The organism is Deinococcus radiophilus (assembly GCF_020889625.1).
GTDB classification, from domain to species: Bacteria; Deinococcota; Deinococci; order Deinococcales; family Deinococcaceae; genus Deinococcus; species Deinococcus radiophilus.
The window spans coordinates 494,589-514,389 of the sequence record NZ_CP086380.1; the positions used below are offsets into that span (position 1 = coordinate 494,589).

A 19,801-nucleotide genomic window follows, 5' to 3' on the forward strand; every position below is an offset into this window, starting at 1 on the left:
GTTCTTCCTCCAATGTCTAAGCGACGGTGCAGTCCAGGCCCTCCGGCTCGGGGCACCGGACAGCGGCGGGTCGAATGTGGCTGCTTCGTTCCTGACCTCAGTACCTGACAGGTTGCCTTTCGGCCCCTCCTGGCGCGGGAAATGGAGTCCTCAAGAGGTCCAGGAAGAGCCTGAATTTCTCCCCGCCCCACCGCAGCGCACGGCTCAGCTCCTCATACCCATACCTCGCCCTGCTGACCGCAGGGCGACCATGTTTTTTGACACGTATGGGCCTTGCTGCCGCTCGCCATTCCCCCACACGCAGCATCCAGGTCAAGGCCAGGGTCAGCAGACCAAACAGGTTTCCTACACGCTCCGGGTTGGTCATGTGGGTTTGCTCCAGATTCAACCCTCTGGATTTCATGGCTGAGAAGGTGGTCTCTATGGCCCAGCGCTGCCTATAGATGGTGAGCGTGTCCCAGACGGATAAGTCTGAAGCGATGATGACCCGCTCTCCCTCTGGGGAGAGCGTCGCGACTACTCGCATCCAGCCGCCCTGAACCCAGACCTTGTCAAACAGGGCACGTATTTGACCCGGCTCCAGTGACGCGAAACAGTCACGAGCATATTCACCGTCTACCACGGTATTGGCCCGAATACGAATGCATCTTTTGATCCCGCTGCGCCGCAAAAACGTGAACCACTTCTGACCGAGAAACTCCCTATCCGCGATCAGGACCTTCCACCTGCGTGCGGGTAGGTGTTTCAGCAGCTGACCGACCAGCATCATACGTGCCCTGGATTCACTGTTCCCGCCGTGCTTCAGTTCTTTCCAAGCAAGTGGAAGAGTAACGTTGCCCAGCACCACGCCGATGACCAGCAGGTTGAGGTGAGACTGGCCGAGCTTCCAGTTGGTGCGGTCCATGATCAGGGTCAGTTTTCCCTCAGGCAGCAGTGGAAGCAGGACATCTTGGATGTCCTGCTGGGTCAGACCAGCACCATGCAGCACACGAGCCACCATACGCGTGATGGACGGTGTCGTCGCAGCACGGTCAATATGGAGCGCGATCTTGCGGTGGAGGGTGGACTCTGCCTGTAAAATGCCGAACAGGACTTCTGCAACGCAGCGCAGACGGTCCATGCGGTGGTGTGGGAGACGCTCTTTCAGGTAGGTCACGAATGTGTCAACATTCGTCAGGGCGGCTTGGTTCGGTTTCACACCTCCATAAGCCGCCCTGCTTCATATTTTTCTGCGATCCAGACAACGTTTCCTTCAACCTGTCAGGTACTGAGGTTCCTGACTTTATCTGCGCCCCTCTGAAATGTGTTTGACCGGACTTGGGAAGAACTTCAGGCGATTCTTGTTTTCGGCGGTGTGACGGCGCAGGCCGCTTACATCGCCCAGCGGCGGACGGTTTTTCGTGGTAAAGGGGGTGTCATCGGCGGGTGGACACTGCGCCGTCCTGAGCCGGTAGCGGCTCACTTCCGCCACCAGGTCAGCGCGGCCATCGCCGTTCACGTCCTCTTTGCGCCAGTCGCCCAGGCGGGTCACCGTTACCGGATTCTGCCCACAGTTCTGGATTTCACCGTTCAGCAGCACTTTTTCGCTCGCTTTGCGGCTGTCGGCGGTTACCAGGGTCAGTTTGGAGCCGTACATGACATAGTGGCCCCGGCAGGCCAGGGCGTCGCGCCCGTCAAAGCGGCGGAACTTCAGGCACTCCCGCGCCGTCACGTCGGGGGTATGGTAAACCGCCTTCCAGCGGCCAGCCTCGCGGCGCAGCAGGGTCACACCGTCGCAGGCGTCCGACTGGGCCACACAGAGGTTCAGCAGCGCTTCTTGGCGGCCTGGGGCCGTGAAGCTGCCGAAGGTCACATCGGTGGGAACGCGGTGATTCATCACCGGGATTTTTGCACCATTGCCACCGATGGGCAAAAATTCAACCTGGCAGCCGGATTTGCCCGCGCAGTAAGCTGCGCCTAGTACCCGCGCCTGGTGGGCGTCGGGGCGCACGCTGTCGGTCTTCACCTGAGGCGGCGCGGCGTTCCAGGCAGGCAGCGAAACGGCGGCCAGTATCAGCAAAGAAGTGATCATCAGATCAATTTTTTAAAATTGATCTGATGATCACCTTTTAATTTTCTGAAGGCAGGATGGATTCAGGCCCCGGCGTGACCACTGGCCGCACCAGGCCGTTTGAGCGCCAGCTGTCCGCAGGCCGCCCCGGCGTCCTTGCCGCGTGAGCGCCGTACGCTGACGTCTACCCCCAGTCCCTCCAGGGTATCGTAAAACGCCTGAATCTTCTCCTCAGTGCTGCTGATGAAATTGCTGCCTTCCCAGGGATTCATCGGAATCAGGTTGACGTGGCTGACCATGCCGCGCAGCCGTTCGGCCAGCAATTCAGCCTGCCACAGATGATCGTTGATGCCGCGCAGCATGGTGTATTCCATGGTGATGCGCCGCCCTGTCACCGCCTGATAGTCACGGGCGGCAGCCATGATCTCGTCAATCGAGTTGGCGCTGCCAGTCGGAATAATCTGCTGGCGGGTTTCCTCGTCGGGGGCGTGCAGGCTGATCGCCAGCTTGATTCCCAGATCGTCCTCTTCGGCCAGTCGGCGAATACCTTTGGCGATCCCGACGGTGCTGAGGGTGACGCGGCGTTTGCTCATGCCCAGGGCGTCCGGGTGCAGCAGAATGCGGGCTGCCAACATGGTGTTGTCGTAGTTCAGCATCGCCTCGCCCATGCCCATAAACACCAGATTGCGGATCTCACGCGGCGCGATCCCTTCGCCGCCCGCGACGGCCAGCACTTGCCCTACGATTTCGCCGGGGGTCAGGTTGCGCCCAAAGCCCATCGCGCCTGTCGCACAAAAGGCGCAGCGGGCCGGGCAGCCCACCATCGTAGAGACACAGATGGTTTTGCGGTCCAGGTAGGGCATATAGACCGCTTCCATCTGGCGGCCATCGGGCAGAGTAAAGAGATACTTGACGCTGCCGTCGTCGCTGCGGAAGGTTTCGATGTCTTTAAATGGGTTCAGCTGCCAGCCTGCCGCCAGCTCGGCGCGTAGCTCCGCCGGGAGGGTATGCATCTGCGCGTAATCACCTACACCATGCACAAAGACCCATTCCAACAACTGCCGCCGCCGGAAACCCGGCAAGGGGTAGTCGTCGGGGTGCAGGTCCAGCAGCAGGGGAAGGTGGGCAGCAGTCATCACAGGCCAGTTTAACGTGCGAAGGCGCCGCCAAATGGTGGGGGGATGATGGTTGGCCGGGGGTGCCTTCAAAAGAAAACCCCCCGAGATCGGGGAGCCTCTGTGCTGAAAGAGTTGGCTGGGCTTAGCGGAACAGCAGGTCCAGCAGGTTGATGGTGGTGGTGCGGGGAGCCTGGCTCAGGTTCACGCCGCCGTCACGGTTGACGGTAATGGTGGCGATCTCGGCAGCCTGGTTGGGGGCCACGATCACGATCTGGTACTGGCCGCGCTGCACGCTGGTGGTCAGCTGGCCGTTACGAATGGTGCCCACTTCGTTGCCGTTCATGAACACGCGGCCACCGTTCAGGTTGGAGCGCACGGTCACGTTGTAGGTGCTGGCCACGGGAGCCGGGGTTACGGGAGCGGGGGAGGTGGCCTGCGTACGGAAGTTCACGTCCAGATTGGTGGTCATGTTCTGCTGAATACGCACGGTGCTGCGGAATTCCTGGCTACCAGCGCGCACTTTGATGGGGTAGGTGCCGGGAGCAATGCCACTGAAGGTCTGATTGGCAGCGCCCAGGGTGCGGCCATTCAGGACGACCGAGGCATTGTTCACGTTGGTGCCCACGAACAGGCTGCCGGTACGGACGGGGGTACGCTCGGCCACGTCAAAGAAGGCGGTGTCGGTCACCCAGCTGTTCTGGGGCAAGGGGTTGACCACGATGCTCAGGGCCTGGGCCAGGTTGTCCTGACCGCGCACGCTCACGGTGGCGAACTGGCTCTGGGCGTTTTCAAACTGAGCGATGTCGTTCAGGCTCAGCTCGGTCAGCGAGGCCAGGGCCAGCACTTTGTTCAGGCCGGTAGGACCTTCAATGTCGAAGGTGTAGCCAGCGCCGGCCGGGGGGAAGGTCCAGGTCTGGTTGGCGCGCAGGAAGTTGGAGCCGCTGTTCACGCGGTTGGGCAGAATCTGGTTCACTTCACCGCTGGCGTCCACGTTGAACAGGTATACGTAAGCGTCACGGTTGGTCTTGACGTTCAGGGTGATGCTGTCGTCAATGCGGTAGGTCGGCACGGCGTTGCCGGTGCGGTCCTTGTCCACCGTCACGTCCACGGCCAGGTCAGGCTGGGTGGGGTTCACGATGATGCTCTGGGCGCTCAGGGTTTGGGCACCGGCGCTACCGGCCAGCAGGGTCAGGGGCAGGAGGGCCGCTTTCAGAATCTTTTTGTTCATGGCCCTAGGCTAAGGCGCCGAACTTGACGGGCCATGAGACGTGTGGGGGACAAGGTTAATGGTGTTTCAGTCCACCGTCAGACCTGTTTGGAATCTGACGGTGGACCGGTTGGGGTAACGATGGGGCAGCCTAGCGAATGATGCGCGCTGGTTCAATGGCGGCGGCTCGGCGCGCCGGAATCAGTGCCGCCAACAGTGTGGTGAGCAGGCCCACGGCGTTGACCCACAGCAGGTCGCTGAGGCGCACCTCAACCGGCAGGGTAGTGATGAAATAGAGGTCACCCGGAATCTGAAAGGGCCGCCACGTGAAATAACCTGCCACCGCCAGTCCCAGCAGATTCCCCAGCACCAGGCCGCTGAGGCCCAGGATCAGGCCTTCCAGCAAAAAGGTCTGTGTGATGATGCCCTGGGTGGCCCCGATGGCCCGCAGAATGGCGATTTCCTGGGTCTTTTCGAAGACGGCCAAGGTCATCACGTTGGCGATGCCGAACGCCGCCACGATCACGATCAGGAACACCACGAAGCCGATGACCTGCTTCTGGAGGTTGAGCTGATCCAGCAAGGTTCCGTAGAGCGACTGCCAGGGTGTGGCGGCATAGGGCAATCGGCTGGCGAGGGCTGCGCCTACGGCGGGCGCAGCTTCGGGGTCGTGCAGCCGGATCTGATACCCGCTGATGTTGCCCGTGCCCTGCAACTCCTGCAAGGTCGCCAGGTTGGTAAAAGCGTAGCCGGAATCAATCAGGTAGTTGCCGGTGTGGAACACGCCCTTAACCGTCATCTCACGGCGCTGCTGGGCACTGTTCAGCAGATTGATGCTCTCGCCCGGATACGCGCCGATGTTGCGGGCCAGGGCGGCTCCTAACAGGATTTCTCCGCCCTCCAATGAGCGCAGCAACTCGCCTTCTTCGGGGCGCAGTTCCAGGACGTCTGCCGCCTCGGAGCCGACCCCAAACAGGGTACTGAAGTCTGTGCCTGCTTCCCGGAACTCATCGGCGGGGCGGGTCAGCAGCGCCTTGTCTGCCACAAAAGGCGTAAAGGCCGCCACCTCATCCATCTGGCGCAACTGCTGCTCGGCGGCTTTGTTCTGGCCGCTGGGGGTATAGGGCTGCACGCTAAGGTGCGGACTGGCCTGCAAAGTGGCGCTGATCAGGGCACCTGTAAAGCCGTTGGTCAGGCTCAGGGCGGCGATCAGAACGGCCACGCCCACGGCGATTCCGGCCACGGTCAGTCCATTCTGGGTCCGGCGTTTCTTGAGGTGGGCGCGGGCCAGGAGCCAGGCGAGGCGGCGAGTAGGCGGCACGGTCGCTGGCGCAGGAGAAGAGGTTAGAACAGAAGCACTCACGTTGCTGAGCATAGCTGGGTGAATGTGGCTGGCCTAAGAAAACTGCGGCTGTGGCCAGTTCCTCCGGCAGCAGGGCACAAAAAAGACCCCGCACAGGGCGGGATCTATCAGGGAAACGAGGTCCAGAGGACAAGTGATCAGTTGACGACCGTGACGCGGACTCGGCGCACGCCCCAGTTCATGGCCTGGGAGCGGCTAGGCATCCAGACGTCGACCTGATTGGTCTTGCGGGCGTGCATGGTGTCTTCGACAACGAAGATTCGGCCATTCACATACGGATGGTTGCCGCTCAGGTCCTGAATCCGTAGGCGGGTGCCGTAGGGGAACAGGCGAAGCATGTCGCGGCTTAAGGCAACCACGCCGGGGCGGGTGCGGGTCCCGGTGGCTGTGATGTGTGGGCTGGAGTCGGTCTGGGCTGCCAGGCTGTTGTAGGCAGTGGACTTCAGAACGGCAGTGCGCCCAGCGGGAGCACGGGCTCCGATCAGTTCCGAGGACTGCTGGCCCATAACGGTGGGGGACAGGCCCACGTAAGGCAGGCCACGGGCGGCTTCGGTACGGATCGGCGCGCTGCTCAGGGCAGACTGAACAGCGCGGTCAGCCACCTCGGAGGCGGGCAGCGGGGGCAAAGCCAGGGCAGTCGAACCGAGCGCGGCCAGGGCCAACGCAGCGAACGTATTGTATTGGGGCATAAGTCTCCTTGGCGCGGCCTGGAAGCGAATACACAGGTTCCAGACGGCATTTCGGTGAACTAAGTCGTTAAACTCAGAAAATTTCTGGTTGTTGATGGCGACAGATCGTGGTGTCGTCATACAGAGGTGGGTTGCGACGATACTTCGGGCTTAACCATTGGTCGGAAAATTGTCTAACTTATGATCAAGGCGGTCACTATAAATACAGATCCAGACGCGATTTAACGATCAGAAAATCACTTGTGTTATTCTGATGATCATCTTAGGCTCTGAAAAAAATGAAAAAACCCGATCTCTTGACTGGAACTCTAGATTTATAAAGAACGAGTCTCTTCTCTGATCTCAGATGAGACAGCCGAGCCTAACAACTTGAGCGCAAGATAACCTTGACCCTGCTCCCATTTGCATGAAAAAAATCAAAAGCCAAATCTGTAAGCGCGGTAGCATTCCTGCGCGGTGGTTGTACCAGACGGGTGCTTCTGGTGGACCGGCGCAGGAACGAACCGACAAGCCATACCTTAAGCACATCCCATGAGAGTGTTGTCACACCTACCTGACCGAGCCGGATTCATTCAGCCTGTCTGGTATTACATTTGTGGTCGGCAGCCGGTCTCTCTGCCCTCCAAGACGGCAATTGCCAGAGGGCTTTGGTCCCTCATTTTGGCGTCGCGCTCTCATGCAGACGGTCTGGGCTGGCTCCGGTTTACACTCGCTCCATGACTCCACTCGGTTCACCCGTGCCGCAGGTTCAAACTTCGGTTTCGTCCTTTTTGCCGCGCCGCCGCGCCCTGGCTGCCGGAGCCTGGTGGGCGGCGCTGGCCGTTGCGCTCGGTGCGTTCGGGGCACACGGCCTGGCCTCTGAAGTTGCTGCCGGGCATATGAGCGCCGCTGACCTGGCCACTTTCGAGACGGCGGTACGCTATCAGGCTTACGCTGCGCTGGCACTGATGGCCGCCGGGGCGGCTGGCTTCGGCGGCTGGCCGGTTCGCCTGATTGCGCTGGGCAGCCTGATCTTTAGCGGCAGTCTGTATCTGCTGGTGGGTCTGCGAATGATGGGGCTGGACCTGGGCTGGCTCGGCGCAGTCACACCCATTGGCGGCGTGCTGATGATTGCTGGTCTGATCTGGCTGGGTCTGATCGCCTGGCGGCACTAGCCGGTCACATCCCCATTCCCAAAAGGTCTGCGCTGTCCAGAGGTGAGGAACAGCGTAGACTTCGGCCAGTGGCTTATTTGGTGGGCGTCAGCGTAGCGGTGCAGGTGTATACCCCGCGATTGACCGCGCAGTTGCTCAGTTGCAGGTCAAAACCAGTGACGGCGGGCGCAGGCAGCGTGGTGGGGGTACCCGGGCGGGCCGCTGCACCAGAGCGGATCGGCACGTTCTCCAGGCGCTTGCCGTCAATTTCAAGGGCGCGGAACATCGGGGTGCTGGCCGGAATGTTGAAGTAGGCCTGCACCTTGACCGGGACACCTGCGATGATTTCCTGATTGCTGCGGTAGGTGTTCAAAGTATTACCAGCGAAAGAAACTTTGTCCGCTTCCATACTTGTCCCATCGGGGGTAAAAACTTTGAAGTAGCTGGTGTAGAAAGAGACGTCTACCGTCTGCTTGCGGGTCAGCTCGAACTGAAAGTCACAGTACACCCCGTCTTGCTTGGCGGAGCAGCCTTCCGGCGACCATCGTTCACGTCCCAGGTCTGGGCACTGGCGCTGGCGCTGGGCGAGAGGATGGCGGCGGTCAGTACAGGTTTACGCATGGTGGTTCCTCCTGAATTGATTTGTAGATCACCCCCAGGCTAGGTCACGCCGCTCGGCGCACAGTCAGCGAATGTGACGGAGTGATGGTTTGATGAAGTGTCAGGCGGCCCCCGGCCCGCGCCCCGGTGCCTGCGCTAGAATGCCCCGCGTGTATGTCAACCGCCGCGCAGGCTACGAGTACGAACTGCTGGACCGTTACGAGGCGGGCGTGTCGCTGACCGGCAGCGAGGTCAAGAGCATCCGGGTCGGAGGGGTGGACTTCCGGGACGCCTTTGCTCGGCTGAGTGGCACGGGCATTGACCTGGAAGGTCTGTATATTCCGACCTACAAGGAAGCGACCTACAACAACCATGAACCACGCCGCCCGCGCAGGTTACTGCTGCACCGCATGGAAATCGAAAAGATTCGCCGTGCGCTGGAGCAAAAGGGTTTGACCCTGATCCCGACCCGGCTGTACCAAAAAGGGCGGTATTTCAAAGTGGAGCTGGCGGTGGCACGCGGCAAGAAACTGCATGACAAGCGCCGCGCCGACGCCGATAAGGCTGTGCGCCGCGAACTGAGGGAGTACTGATGAAGCGAATCTTGGGGAACAAGCCCTGGCAGGCGGCGGCACTGCTGACCGCCCTGAGTCTGGCTGGGCTGGGCGGTTGGTATGGCGTGGCATCGGCGCAGGTGTCTTACAGCAGCCTGACCTTGCAGGGCACCCCGGTGCAGAGCGTGAACCTTTACGGGACCGAATATGTGGATGTCGAAAGCCTGCGTTCTATTGCGCGTGTGGTCCAAGAAGGCCCTTACCTGCGGATTGAGGGCTACGGCCACTCCATCGTCATGCCGATTGACGAGGACGCCTACCGCGCCACCACCAGCTACAACACGGTTCAGCTGGATACGGTCCGTGAGCAGGGCCGCACCGCCACCTATGTGGACGGCAGCGTGCATGTGCCGCTGGAAGTGGTGGCCCGGACCTTTGGGGCCACTTACCGCTCCGGGACCTTCACTCTGCCGGACCTGCAACTGACCAATGTGAGCAGCTCAGTGGGTGCTCAGGCCGACCGCCTGGTGCTGGACCTCACGCAGGACACCGACGTTTTTACCGAACTGCGCGGCAACGATGTGCATGTGGTGATGCGCGGCGCAGGCGGTGAACAGCGGCGCTACACCACATCGGGGCAGTTCATTTCCAACGCCCGTGTGATTGCGGACGGCGAGGACCTGCGCCTGCGCTTCAGCTTGCCCAAAGACAGCGGGTACCGGATGTACAAAGTGATCCGCCCCGGCAGTGTCCGGGTGGTGGTGGACGCTGGCCCCAGTATTGAGCGGACCACGCCTGCGCTGCTGGACCGGATTTCTCGGCCCCTGATTGTTATTGAACCGGTGCTCTCAGGGGGCAACAGCCCCGATTTCAGCCTGGGGGTGGCGAACAGTACCGCTAAGTTGTTGCAACAGGCAGGTTGGGAAGTCGAAGTCACCCGTAAGAACGCCACCGACGCCTCGCTGGACCAGAAAGTAGAACTCGCGCGCCGCAGTGACGTGTACCTGATGCTGGATGTGGGCCGCCTGCCAGTTGAAGGCGTGGTGGACCCAGGGGTGAAGGTATACCAGCAGCTTTCCGAGAACTCCTCGGAATATGTAGCGAACATCCGCGCAGGCGAGAATCCAGCCTACGCTGGCAACGCGGTGGGGGGCCTGGGCGGCACCCGTACCCTGAGTGCTGCGCTGCTTAATGAGCTGAAGGCCGAGGGCGTGACTGCCGAGCAACGGTCTATTTCTAAGGTGCTGACCCTGGGCGAAGCCCCGCAAGCTGGCGTGCTGATCCAACTGGGCAGCCTGGACAGTGCTGATGATGTTGCGGCCATGGGAGATCAGGCCTTCCGCCAGAATATTGCTGTCAGCGTGGCCCGCTCGGTGGCCAGTTATCTGTCCACCAAGGTGGACAATGCGGCGGCCTTGCCTGGGGATGAAGCGGCTGCTGCCGAGGGCGCTGAAGAAGGCGGGGCGCAGGAATGAAGCATCTCTTTTCTATTTTCAATGTGGTGGCGGCCTTGCTGCTGGCCGGAGCGGTCTACGCCGTGGGCTGGGCAGGGCGGGCACCTGAGCGCCCAGAAAGCCCCACCTATGTGCTGTCTGAGCGTCTGCCGGTGGAGGCCAAGGTGTATTACCTGAACCCCAGCACCCGCAAGTTGCAGGCTGAAGCCCGCAATGTTCCGGTGGTCCAGGGCGATCAGAACCCCCAAGGCATTGCCGCGGCAGCCCTGAGCATGTGGAGCCAGGGACCCGCCGAAGGTACGCTGAGGCCGCTGGTACCCGCCGATGTCCCGGCTCCCAACGTGTGGCTGCGGAGCGACAATTATTTTGTGTCGTTGCCCGAAGCCTACCGTTCACTGGGCTATTCGGTTAGTGCCGAGCACCTAATGCTCTGTTCCATCACCCTGACCCTGCTCGAAAATGATGGCCTGGACGTGACCTTTCTGGTTGAGGGAAAGAACGTGAGCACCATTGGCCACATGGACCTGCGCCAGCCACTGACGCGTCAGGACTGCCTCGACTTGTAAGTCTGCTGGCGGGTGAGCGCTGAGGCCTCAGCGCTGAGCTGACCTTTGGGCCAGCCCGCACCAGCCTTTTTGCATCAACGACCCACTTCATGATCGAATCCCTCACCCTCCACGGCTTCAAGAGTTTCTCGCAGCGCACCCGAATTGAATTTGAAAGCGGCATCACGGCGGTCATCGGCCCCAACGGCAGCGGCAAAAGCAATGTGGTGGAGGCGCTGCGCTGGGTCACGCATGGAGCGCGGGCGCGTGAGTTGCGGGCTGGGCGGGCCACCGAGCTGATCTTTCACGGTGGTGGACCGGGGCGCGCACCGCTGGGACTGGCCGAGGTGCAGGCCGAACTGCACTGGGACGCAGGCACCGTATCGCTGAGCCGCCGTATCTACCGCGATGGCACCGCTGAGCAGGAGCTGGGTGGGCGTGATGTGCGTGTACGTGACGTACAGGCGGCACTGCGCGGGACGGGATTGGGGCCGGGCGGTCTGGCGGTCATCGGTCAGGGGGAAGTGTCGGGCGTGGTGCAAGCTGAGGGGGGGCGCTTGTTGGGTTATTTGCAGGAGGCGGCAGGGCTGTCGGCTTCGGTGGCGGCGCGGGAGGAAACAGCCACCCGCCTGGCCGAAGCTGAGCGGTATCTGGCCGATCTGCGGCTGGTCCAGGGCGAGCGCCTGGCAGCGCTGGAGCGGCTGCGACAGGCTGCCGAGGCTGCCCGGCGCTGGCGCGAGCTGGGTGCTCGGCTGGCCCTGCTGGAAGCCGCTCAGGAACGCGAGAAGCAACTGGGGTTGCGCCGTGAGCTGGCCGCGTCGCGTGCTGAAGTGGAGGAGCAAGAGGCCCGCTCGCAAGCGTTGGGCGCCCAGCTGGTGGCCGCCGCCGCTGAGGCCGAAACTGCCCGTGAGGCGCTGAGTACGGCCCGTGCTGCCGCTCATGCCCGCGAAGATGCCCTGGCGGCCCTGAACGCTGCCGAGCAGGCCCACGCGCAGGCTGCCCGCTACGGCGAGCACCTGAGCACGGAGGCCCAGACCCTGGCCTGCGAGCGGGCGGCTCTGCCAGACACGGCTCCGACCGAGCCGGCGCCAGATCTGGATGCCCTGCACCGCTCCGTGCAACTGGCCCGTGAGCAGGCCGAACACGCGGAGGCGCAGGTCCGAGAACTGGAACGTCAGCTGGCCCAGGGACGCGAGGCCGAGCGGCAGCGCACCCAGGCCCAGGCCCGCGCTGAGGCAGACCGCGCTGCCCTGGCCCGCGAGCAGGGACGGGTGACCCAGGCGCTGGCGACGCTGGCCCCTGAACAAGAAAAGATGGCCGAGAGACTACAGGCGGCCACCGCCGAGCGCGAGCGGGTCGAAACGCTCCTGACCGAAGCCCAGGCCCAGGCCCGCGCCGCGCAGGAACGCCGTGGGCAGGCCCAAGCAGAGCGTACTCGCCTGCAGGCTGGACTGGCCCCACTGCGCCGTGAGCTGGAGCGGCTAGAAGCAGCACTGAACGCCTATGCCCGCTACGGTGAGGGCGCGCGCAACGCCCTGCGGCTGGATCACCCCGGCATCGTGGGATCGGTGGCGGACGTGCTGACCGTACCTGCCGAGCTGGAAACCGCGGTCACGGCGGCGCTGGGGCGGCGGCTGGAACAGGTGGTGGTGGGCACCGCCGACGACGCCCGGCAAATCATTCAGGAGCTGAAACGCCAGGGTGGGCGGGCCACCTTTTTGCCGCTGGAATTGCTACGCGAGCGCCCGCGCCGGGACGCGGCGTTGCTGAGCCTGCCGGGTGTGGTGGGCAATTTGGCGGACCTATGCCCCACTGATCCACCGCTGGTGGGCCGCTCTTTGCTGGCCGACACCCTGATCGTGGACACGCTGGATACCGCAAACCGTTTGGCGCTGGCCTATCGTCAGCGCCCCCGGCTGGTCACGCTGGGGGGCGAGGTGCTGGAAGCTTCCGGGGCGATCACGGGGGGGCGTCTACGCGATACCGGCAGCAGTGTTCTGGCCGACCAACGCCGCTTTCAGGAGCTGGCTGAAGAGGTGGATGCGGCGCAGGCGGCTCTGGACGCGGTAGAGGCCGGGTTAGCACAGGAGATGTCAGCCACCGATCCTGGTGCGGCAGCCCAGGCTTTTGCGGCTGCACAGGCTGCCGAGCGCGAACTGGCTGCTCAGGCCCGTGAGTTGGCTGCCCGCCGCGCTGCACTGGAGGCCGATGCGGCCCGTTTGACCCGCCAGGCTAAGGAGCTACCGGATGCGGCTCCAATTCTCCCCGGCCCGGCCCGGCCCGACGCGGCGACCCTGGACCGACAGTTGGTCACAGTTCGCGGCCAGGCAGAAACCGCCCGCGCTGCCGAGCGCACCGCCGCCGAAGCCCTGGCCCTGGGCCGCGAACTGCAGGCTCTCTGGAAGGCCTATAGCCAAGCCGAGGAGCGCCGCCGCGAACTGCTGGGCCGCCAGGAGGCCAACGCCCTGGCCCGGCAAGACCAGGCCAGTCACATTGATGCCGCCGCCGCCGAAGTGCAGCGCCGCCGAGCTGCGCTGGGCGACTTTGACCCGCAAGAAGTGTCCCGCGCCGATGCCGAACGCCAGCGCACTGCCGACGTTTACGCAGGCCTGATCGCCGCTCAGAACAAGGCCCGCGCCCGCCTGGACGAACTGCGGCTGAGTATCGCCCGGCGGGAAGGAGCATTGGGGCCTGTGCCGGACAGCTGCTCCCCGCCCGGCACGCCCCGCGAGTGGGCGCATGAGGTGGGCCGTCTCCGCGCTGAGTTGGAGGGTCTGGGTCCGGTCAATGCCCGCGCCGAGGCCGACCACCTTGAGGGGCAGGCCGAGTGGGACGCCGCCCAGGTCCAATTGGATGACGCGCAGGCCGCTGCCAGCGAGCTGAGCGGCCACCTCCAAAACCTTTCGCAGGCCGAGGACGCTGCCACCCGCCGGGCGCTGGGGACGGTCGCGGAGGCTTTTGGGCGTTACGCCGCCGAGTTGTTGGGCGGCAGCGGCGAACTGCAGGCCGAGTCGGACGAGCAGGGCCGGGTGGGCGGCCTCACGCTGGCGGTGCAGCCGGGCGGCAAGCGCACCCGCTCCATGACCCTGCTCAGCGCCGGAGAGCGGACGATGGCGGGCCTGGCCTTTCTCTTTGCCCTGAACCATGCCGGGGGTGAGGGCACGGCAGGCGGCCTACCCCTGGCCGTGCTGGACGAGGTGGACGCTCCGCTGGACGAAGCGAACATCCGGCGCTTTACCGCTTTCCTCACCCGCTTTGCGGCTCAGGGGACTCAGTTCATCCTGATTACCCACCAGAAGGCGACCATGGAAGTGGCCGATACCCTTTGGGGCGTGACCACCGACGGGGCCGGGGCCAGCCGGGTGCTGAGCATCAAGCAGGCCAGTGAAGGGCTGGCGCTGGTGCGCTGAGCTTCAGCGGGTCTGACTGTAGATCAGCGTGTCGCGCAGCTCGCGCCCATCTGCTGAGCGGGCGTCGTGGACGAGGTGCGCGTCCAACCTGTAGCCCAGCCGCTCAGGGATACGGCGCGAGCGTACGTTGCGGGGATCACAGCGGATTTCCAGTCGCCGAAAGCCCAACCCGCCCTCTGTCTGGGTTCGGAGGGCGGGTTGGGTTAGGGCCTGGGCCACTTCCAGGGCATACCCCTGTCCAGTGTGTGGGGTGGCGATCCAGTAACCGATTTCGCCCCTGGGTACACTCCAGTCCAGCGCGGAAAGCCGCTGCTGCCAATAAAGGTTTGCCCCGAGCGGTCCCAGGCGTGATAGCGCAGCTGCTCACCTGTAGTAAAGCGCTCCTCGGCTCCGGCCAGATTGGCCCGTACCTCGTCCAGGGTGGGACGTTCCTGCGCCCAGATCATCCACCGTCGCAGCTCAGCGCGGGAGGCCAGTTGCGCGGCCAGCGCAGCTTCCGCGTCAGCAGGGGAGGGCGCACAGAGCCGCAGCCGCTCCGTCTTGACAGGTGGGGTGGCTGCGGCGGATTCACCCTACTCCTCTTCCTCGTAGCGGTAGCGCTCAATGTGCAGGCAGCGCCCGCCCGAAATCTCCAGGGCCACGGCGTTGAGCATGGCCGGGCCTTCGCCCATCTGGAAGCGGTGTCGCCGCTCGGTGAGGAAAGCCAGCAGCGGTTCTTCCGGCCGCGCACCGATGACGCTGTTCAGTGGACCGGTAAAGCCAGCGTCGGTCTGAAAGCCGGTGCCGCCCGGCAGGATGCGGGTATCTGCAGTGGCAACGTGGGTGTGGGTGCCGATCACGGCGGCCACCCGTCCGTCCAGATGCCAGCCCATCGCGGCCTTCTCGGAGGTCGTTTCAGCGTGAAAATCCACGAAGACGCTGCCCAGATCATCCCGCCGCAGCAGTTCATCTATGGCCCGAAAAGGATTGGCACTCTCGCCCATAAAAACCCGGCCCAGCAGATTGACCACGGTCAGGCGTTCGGTCATGCCATCGCCCGCGTCTACCTCGAAGGTGCGCCAGCCCATACCGGGCGTTTCTGGGTCCGAGTAGTTCAGTGGACGGACAATCGGAAATTTGTCCGGCTGGCCGAGCAATAAGTGAATGTCTTTGTGGTCCCAGGCGTGGTTGCCCAGTGTCAGACAATTCGCCCCAGCTTCCAGCAGCCGGGTGGCAGCGTCATAGTGCACCCCGAAGCCGCCCGCCGAGTTCTCGGCATTGACGATCACAAAGTCATGGTTCGGCGCGATCAGCGGCAGGTGATCATTGACCACACGCCGCCCCGGCTGCCCGTATACGTCTCCAACAAACAACACCTTCATCTGGTCTGCAGCTTATCCCACTGCAGCCAGGCAGGCTCTACCAGCCCAGGGTAGACGGTTAAGTGGTGCGTCTTACCAGCCCAGGGTGCCGGGCGGGCCCTTAAAGGGCCCTGTGAGGTCGCGGGTGATCCAGCCACCGTAAAAGCCACCGTCCTGCGGAGTCACCACTTCGCCGTCCACCCGGCACTCGTCTACCCGCCGGGCATACACCGCGATATGACCGGCTAGCCCACGGAACTCGGGCGTAGGCGACTCATAGCTCCAAGCGGCGCTTTCTTCGACCCGTCCTCCGGCGCTGAGGGTCCAGTAGCTCGCCTGACCCTTGAATTCGCACATGCTCTGGCCGGCAGCAGGAATGAGCACACCGGGCAGAAAGTCACCCGGCGGCAGGTAATAGGTGGGGGGGTGCGAGGTTTCGACGACCCGGTAGCCAGCAGTGGTATCGGCGATTTTAACGCCTCCCAGCCAGATTTCCAGGCGCTTGGGGGTGGGTTCCAGGAGGGGGTGCCTGGGGTAACTCCAGACGCTTTCCTGTTCGGGACCAGCCGGGTCCGGACGAGGTTTGCGTAAAAACATGACCCCAGGGTGACATAAGCGTGCCGTTCTGGCTAGAGCTGATGCTTTCCCCGGCCCCAAGCCCAGGCTCGGCTCCACCGTCAGCTGGTCTGGTCCGCCTGCACGTCCAGCCGTAATTCGCCGCCTTTTACGCCCACTTTGACGTGCCCGCCGCCCTTCAGCTCACCGAACAGCAGCGCGTCGGCCAGCGGGCGCGAGAGCTGCTCCTCGATCACGCGGGCCAGTGGGCGGGCGCCCAGTGCCGGATCATAGCCAAGTTGGCCCAGGCGGGCGCGGGCGGCGGGCGAAACGCTCAGGGTCACGCCGCGCTCGGCCAGGCGGCCCTGCAATTCGGTGACGAACTTGTCTACCACCTGGCCCATAACTTCGGGGGCCAGTGGACTGAAGTACAGCACGGCGTCCAGCCGGTTGCGGAACTCGGGGCTGAAGGTGCGCCGCACCGCCGCTTCCTGCTGGCCCTGTGCCCCACGTGCCCCAAAACCCACCAGACCAGTCTGGGCTTCGGCAGCCCCGGCGTTGGTCGTGAAGATGATCACGCAGCCGCGCGCATCCACCTTTTTGCCGGTGTGGTCGGTCAGCGTGCCGTAGTCCATCAGCTGCAAAAAGATGTTGTACACGTCGGGATGGGCTTTTTCGATCTCGTCGAACAGCAGAACCGAGTGTGGTTCCTGACTGACGGCGTCGGTGAGCAGACCGCCCTGATCAAAGCCGACGTACCCCGGAGGCGCCCCAATCAGGCGGGCCGCCGAGTGGCTTTCCTGATATTCCGACATGTCGAAGCGCGAGAGCGTGACCCCCAGCCGGTCGGCCAGGGCGCGGGCCAGCTCAGTTTTGCCGACCCCGGTGGGTCCGGCGAACAGGAAAGTTCCCTGCACCCTGTCCCCACTGCGCAGGCCAGCGCGGGCCAGCTTGACCGCGTGTGACACGGCAGCCACGGCGGCGTCCTGGCCGTACACCCGTTTCCTCAAGTCGCCTTCCAGCGTGGCGAGGCTCTGGGCTTCCTCGGCCCTCACCGTGCCCAGTGGTACACGGGCCATACGTGACACCGTTTCCTCTATCTGCGGCACGTCAATGCTGCCACTTTCACCCCGGCTGGACCGCGCTGCGCCCGCCTCGTCCAGCACGTCAATGGCCTTGTCGGGCAGGAAGCGGTCGCGCAGGTGCCGTACGCTGAGGCTTACGGCAGCCGCTAGGGCTGCGTCCGTATAGGTGACGCCGTGGTGTTCGGCGTAGCGGCTGCTCAGCCCCCGGATAATCTCGGTGGCTTCTTCGGCGGTGGGTTCCGGCACGTTCACGGTCCCGAAACGCCGCCACAGCGCCCGGTCGCTTTCCAGGTGCCGCAGCTCGGCGGGGGTAGTCGCGCCCAGCACCCGCAGGCCGCCACGGGCCAGCGCCGGTTTGAGCAATCCGGCGGCGTCCATGCTGCCGCCCTCGGTGCGCCCAGCGCCCACCAGCATGTGCAGCTCGTCGATAAACAGCACGGCATTTTGACCTTCCAGCTCGCGCAGCAGATTTCCCAGGCGCTCCTCAAAGTCACCGCGGTAGCGCGTCCCGGCGGTGAGCCGTCCCAGGTCCAGCGCGTAGACTTTGGCGCCCAGCAAGAAGGGCGAGACTTCTCCGGCCACGATCCGCTGCGCCAGTCCCTCGGCCAGCGCCGTCTTGCCCACGCCGGGTTCGCCGACCAGCACGGGATTGTTCTTCTGCCGCCGCGCCAGGATGTGTAGCACGCGGGTCAGTTCGTCTTCGCGTCCGATCAGAGGATCAAACTGTCCGGCCCGCGCCTGGGCAGTCAGGTCGTCGGCGTAGGCGTCTAGCGCGGATTCGCTGCCCCCCTGGGCCTGGGCACCGCCCGCCTCCTCTGCGCCGCGGGCCGCCTGGTCGGGCCGTCCGTGCGAGACGTACTCCAGCACGGCCAAACGGGTCACGCCCTGCTTTTCCAGTGACCAGCGGGCGAAGCTGTCTTCTTCTTCGAGCAACTCGGCCAGGACGCGCGCGCCGCTGGCCGCCTCGTTGCCTTTGCCGCTGGCGTGCAGTTGCAGCACCGCGCCCTGCACGATGCGGTGAAAGCCCTGCGAGAACTCGCGGATGTCGTCGGAGCCTTCGACCCGCTCAAAAGTCACCAGGGTGCTGTGCAGATCGTCGCGCAGCAGGCCAAGGTCCACCCCCAGCGCGTGAAAGGCGCCCACCGCGTCGGGGTCGTGGGTCAGGGCCAGCAGCAGGTGCTCAGGCGTGATGAACTCGTGGCCCGACTCGCGGGCATAGTCGGCAGCGCGGCCAATCGTGACTTGTAGGGCGTCGGAAATCATGCGTTCCCTTCCGGTTCGGCCAGCAGCCGCAGCGGATAGCCCGCTGCCCGTGCCTCGCCCGTCACTTGCGTCACCTTGCTCTCGGCGATGTCGCGAGTATAGATCCCGGCCACCCCTTGGCCCTTGTGATGTACGGCCAGCATGATGACCTGGGCCTCGGCTTCGGATCGGCGGAAATGGCCGACCAGCACGTCTACCACAAAATCCATCGGGGTGTAGTCGTCGTTCAGCAGCAGCACCCGCCACAGCCGGGGTTTCTGGGTCTGGGTGCGCTCCAGGGTCTGGGTCTTGGCGCTTGAATCCGGACGGGTCATGGGCCTGAGTCTAGAGGGTCTGCCCAAGCAGGAACGCCGGGGAAGTTACGGATTGGGAGGCCGCAAGAGAGTCGTGCGCCTGTCCGGTCAGTAGTTCTCCCGCAGCCAGCGCTCCCAGTTGCCCCACAGGAAACCAGCGCGGTGCTCAGCGGGCAAGAGTTCGGCCAGGCGGTGCAGGTCGGGATAACGGTCTATCTCGGCGGGCAACTGCTCGGTGCCGAAGCCGCCGTCAAAGTCCGACCCCAGCGCCACCCGCTCCCAGCCGATCAGTCCTGCGATGTATTGGATATGTTCAGCCAGGGCTACCAGCGGCAGGCGCCCTCGCTCACCCAGCTGCCAGCCTTCCTGAATGAAATAGTTGGCAAGAACCACGCCTACCACACCGCCGCGCTTTCCGATGGCCTGAATCATCTCGTCAGACAGCAGCCGGTTGCGGGCCACGAAGCGCCGGGCATTGGCGTGGGTGGCCATCAGGCGGGTGCCGTAGGGAAGGGCCTCCCAGAAAGCGGCGTCGTCCAGGTGCGAGGCGTCTAGCGTGACATCCAGGTCACTCATGGCCTGCATCAGCTCGTGTCCAGCATCCGTGAGGCCGCCCGGTTCTCCCGTGCCGCCAGCGTAGCGGGTGCCGCGCCAGGCCAGCCCGATCATCCGCACGCCCTGATCCACCCAGAACGGCAGGTCATCGGCATCACGCACCGGGTCGGCCCCTTCCATCAGCAGGGCCACGCCGATGGGCAACTCCCCGCCCGCTTCGCAGGCATCCAGATGAGTGGTCATGTCGGTGCGGTCCCGGAGCAGCCGAATCAGGCCCTCGTCCTCCCAGCGCCGGTACAGATCCAGGCTGAGCAGGGCGTCCCCGCGGGCACTTTCAGCGTCGGTATACCCATCCGGAAAAAGTGGCCACTGGCCTCCCTTGCGGGCGAACAGGGTGCCGAAGCAGACGCCTACCCCAGCAGCTTGCAGCTCTGCGAAGGTCAGACTGGGGGTCTGCGGCGGGTGGCCTGGCACGCCACTCAGGAGCGGGATGCGGCGCAGCTCCTCCAGCGACATCCGCGGATCGCGGCCTTCCAGCGCGTTGTGGGCCAGGTCCAGGTGACCGTCAATCAGTTTGTGGGCCATGC

At 64.0% G+C, this 19,801-nt stretch carries 20 protein-coding genes; 5 read left to right on the plus strand and 15 right to left on the minus strand.

All coding sequences use genetic code 11. The annotated features are described in order from the left end of the window. Positions 1-97: 97 nt before the first annotated feature. The 6 genes from LMT64_RS02645 to LMT64_RS02670 all read right to left on the minus strand — a co-directional run bounded on the left by LMT64_RS02645 (position 98) and on the right by LMT64_RS02670 (position 6,427). Positions 98-1,198 carry an IS4 family transposase gene (locus LMT64_RS02645; RefSeq protein WP_456077505.1) on the minus strand — a complete coding sequence of 367 codons (1,101 nt, stop codon included), beginning with the start codon at positions 1,196-1,198 and terminating at the stop codon, positions 98-100. An 84-nt stretch (positions 1,199-1,282) separates the two neighbouring features. Continuing rightward, positions 1,283-2,071 carry a hypothetical protein gene (locus tag LMT64_RS02650; protein ID WP_126352495.1) on the minus strand — a complete coding sequence of 263 codons (789 nt, stop codon included), beginning with the start codon at positions 2,069-2,071 and terminating at the stop codon, positions 1,283-1,285. Positions 2,072-2,133: 62 nt separating this feature from the next. After that, positions 2,134-3,186 carry a 23S rRNA (adenine(2503)-C(2))-methyltransferase RlmN gene (rlmN, locus tag LMT64_RS02655; protein ID WP_126352496.1) on the minus strand — a complete coding sequence of 351 codons (1,053 nt, stop codon included), beginning with the start codon at positions 3,184-3,186 and terminating at the stop codon, positions 2,134-2,136. 124 nt (positions 3,187-3,310) lie between these two features. After that, entirely contained in the window at positions 3,311-4,396 is a 1,086-nt protein-coding gene (locus LMT64_RS02660; RefSeq protein WP_126352497.1) for a DUF4384 domain-containing protein, read from the minus strand. 130 nt (positions 4,397-4,526) lie between these two features. After that, complete coding sequence (locus tag LMT64_RS02665) at positions 4,527-5,738, minus strand: ABC transporter permease (RefSeq protein ID WP_229253323.1); 1,212 nt, start codon at positions 5,736-5,738, stop codon at positions 4,527-4,529. 137 nt (positions 5,739-5,875) lie between these two features. Continuing rightward, on the minus strand, positions 5,876-6,427 hold the full coding sequence (locus LMT64_RS02670) for a 3D domain-containing protein (RefSeq protein WP_126352499.1): 552 nt from the start codon (positions 6,425-6,427) through the stop codon (positions 5,876-5,878). A gap of 716 nt (positions 6,428-7,143) precedes the next feature. Here LMT64_RS02670 and LMT64_RS02675 point away from each other — a divergent pair. Beyond that, on the plus strand, positions 7,144-7,581 hold the full coding sequence (locus LMT64_RS02675; RefSeq protein WP_126352500.1) for a DUF423 domain-containing protein: 438 nt from the start codon (positions 7,144-7,146) through the stop codon (positions 7,579-7,581). A gap of 73 nt (positions 7,582-7,654) precedes the next feature. Here LMT64_RS02675 and LMT64_RS02680 read toward each other — a convergent pair whose 3' ends face one another. Together LMT64_RS02680 and LMT64_RS02685 are read right to left on the minus strand one after the other, a co-directional pair. Next, positions 7,655-8,068 carry a hypothetical protein gene (locus LMT64_RS02680; protein ID WP_126352501.1) on the minus strand — a complete coding sequence of 138 codons (414 nt, stop codon included), beginning with the start codon at positions 8,066-8,068 and terminating at the stop codon, positions 7,655-7,657. Next, positions 8,041-8,181: a hypothetical protein gene (locus LMT64_RS02685; RefSeq protein WP_170166017.1), complete on the minus strand. Its 141-nt coding sequence runs from the start codon at positions 8,179-8,181 to the stop codon at positions 8,041-8,043. The genes LMT64_RS02680 and LMT64_RS02685 overlap by 28 nt, the downstream gene beginning before the upstream one ends. Positions 8,182-8,321: 140 nt before the next feature. Here LMT64_RS02685 and smpB point away from each other — a divergent pair, with 140 nt between their 5' ends. From smpB to LMT64_RS02705, 4 genes are all read left to right on the plus strand, one after another. After that, positions 8,322-8,753 carry an SsrA-binding protein SmpB gene (smpB, locus tag LMT64_RS02690; protein WP_126352502.1) on the plus strand — a complete coding sequence of 144 codons (432 nt, stop codon included), beginning with the start codon at positions 8,322-8,324 and terminating at the stop codon, positions 8,751-8,753. Continuing rightward, entirely contained in the window at positions 8,753-10,189 is a 1,437-nt protein-coding gene (locus LMT64_RS02695) for an N-acetylmuramoyl-L-alanine amidase (protein ID WP_229253324.1), read from the plus strand. Before smpB ends, LMT64_RS02695 begins: the two co-directional genes overlap by 1 nt. Continuing rightward, positions 10,186-10,734 (plus strand): GerMN domain-containing protein, encoded by a 549-nt coding sequence (locus tag LMT64_RS02700; RefSeq protein ID WP_126352504.1) that lies wholly within the window; start codon positions 10,186-10,188, stop codon positions 10,732-10,734. Before LMT64_RS02695 ends, LMT64_RS02700 begins: the two co-directional genes overlap by 4 nt. Positions 10,735-10,823: 89 nt before the next feature. Then, entirely contained in the window at positions 10,824-14,123 is a 3,300-nt protein-coding gene (locus LMT64_RS02705) for an AAA family ATPase (protein WP_126352505.1), read from the plus strand. 3 nt (positions 14,124-14,126) lie between these two features. Here LMT64_RS02705 and LMT64_RS02710 read toward each other — a convergent pair whose 3' ends face one another. From LMT64_RS02710 to LMT64_RS02740, 7 genes are all read right to left on the minus strand, one after another. Then, positions 14,127-14,420, minus strand: coding sequence for a GNAT family N-acetyltransferase (locus LMT64_RS02710; protein WP_324295876.1), 294 nt, complete (start codon positions 14,418-14,420; stop codon positions 14,127-14,129). Next, positions 14,327-14,569: a hypothetical protein gene (locus LMT64_RS02715; protein ID WP_229253325.1), complete on the minus strand. Its 243-nt coding sequence runs from the start codon at positions 14,567-14,569 to the stop codon at positions 14,327-14,329. The genes LMT64_RS02710 and LMT64_RS02715 overlap by 94 nt, the downstream gene beginning before the upstream one ends. Positions 14,570-14,695: 126 nt before the next feature. Further along, entirely contained in the window at positions 14,696-15,484 is a 789-nt protein-coding gene (locus LMT64_RS02720; protein ID WP_126352506.1) for a TIGR00282 family metallophosphoesterase, read from the minus strand. Between the two features lie 72 nt (positions 15,485-15,556). Then, positions 15,557-16,060, minus strand: a complete 504-nt coding sequence (locus LMT64_RS02725) for a DUF427 domain-containing protein (RefSeq protein WP_229253326.1) — start codon at positions 16,058-16,060, stop codon at positions 15,557-15,559. Positions 16,061-16,140: 80 nt separating this feature from the next. Continuing rightward, positions 16,141-18,366: an AAA family ATPase gene (locus LMT64_RS02730; protein WP_126352508.1), complete on the minus strand. Its 2,226-nt coding sequence runs from the start codon at positions 18,364-18,366 to the stop codon at positions 16,141-16,143. Further along, on the minus strand, positions 18,363-18,680 hold the full coding sequence (locus tag LMT64_RS02735) for an ATP-dependent Clp protease adaptor ClpS (protein ID WP_126352509.1): 318 nt from the start codon (positions 18,678-18,680) through the stop codon (positions 18,363-18,365). Before LMT64_RS02735 ends, LMT64_RS02730 begins: the two co-directional genes overlap by 4 nt. Before the next feature lie 87 nt (positions 18,681-18,767). Next, entirely contained in the window at positions 18,768-19,799 is a 1,032-nt protein-coding gene (locus tag LMT64_RS02740; protein WP_126352510.1) for a dipeptidase, read from the minus strand. Positions 19,800-19,801: the final 2 nt, after the last annotated feature.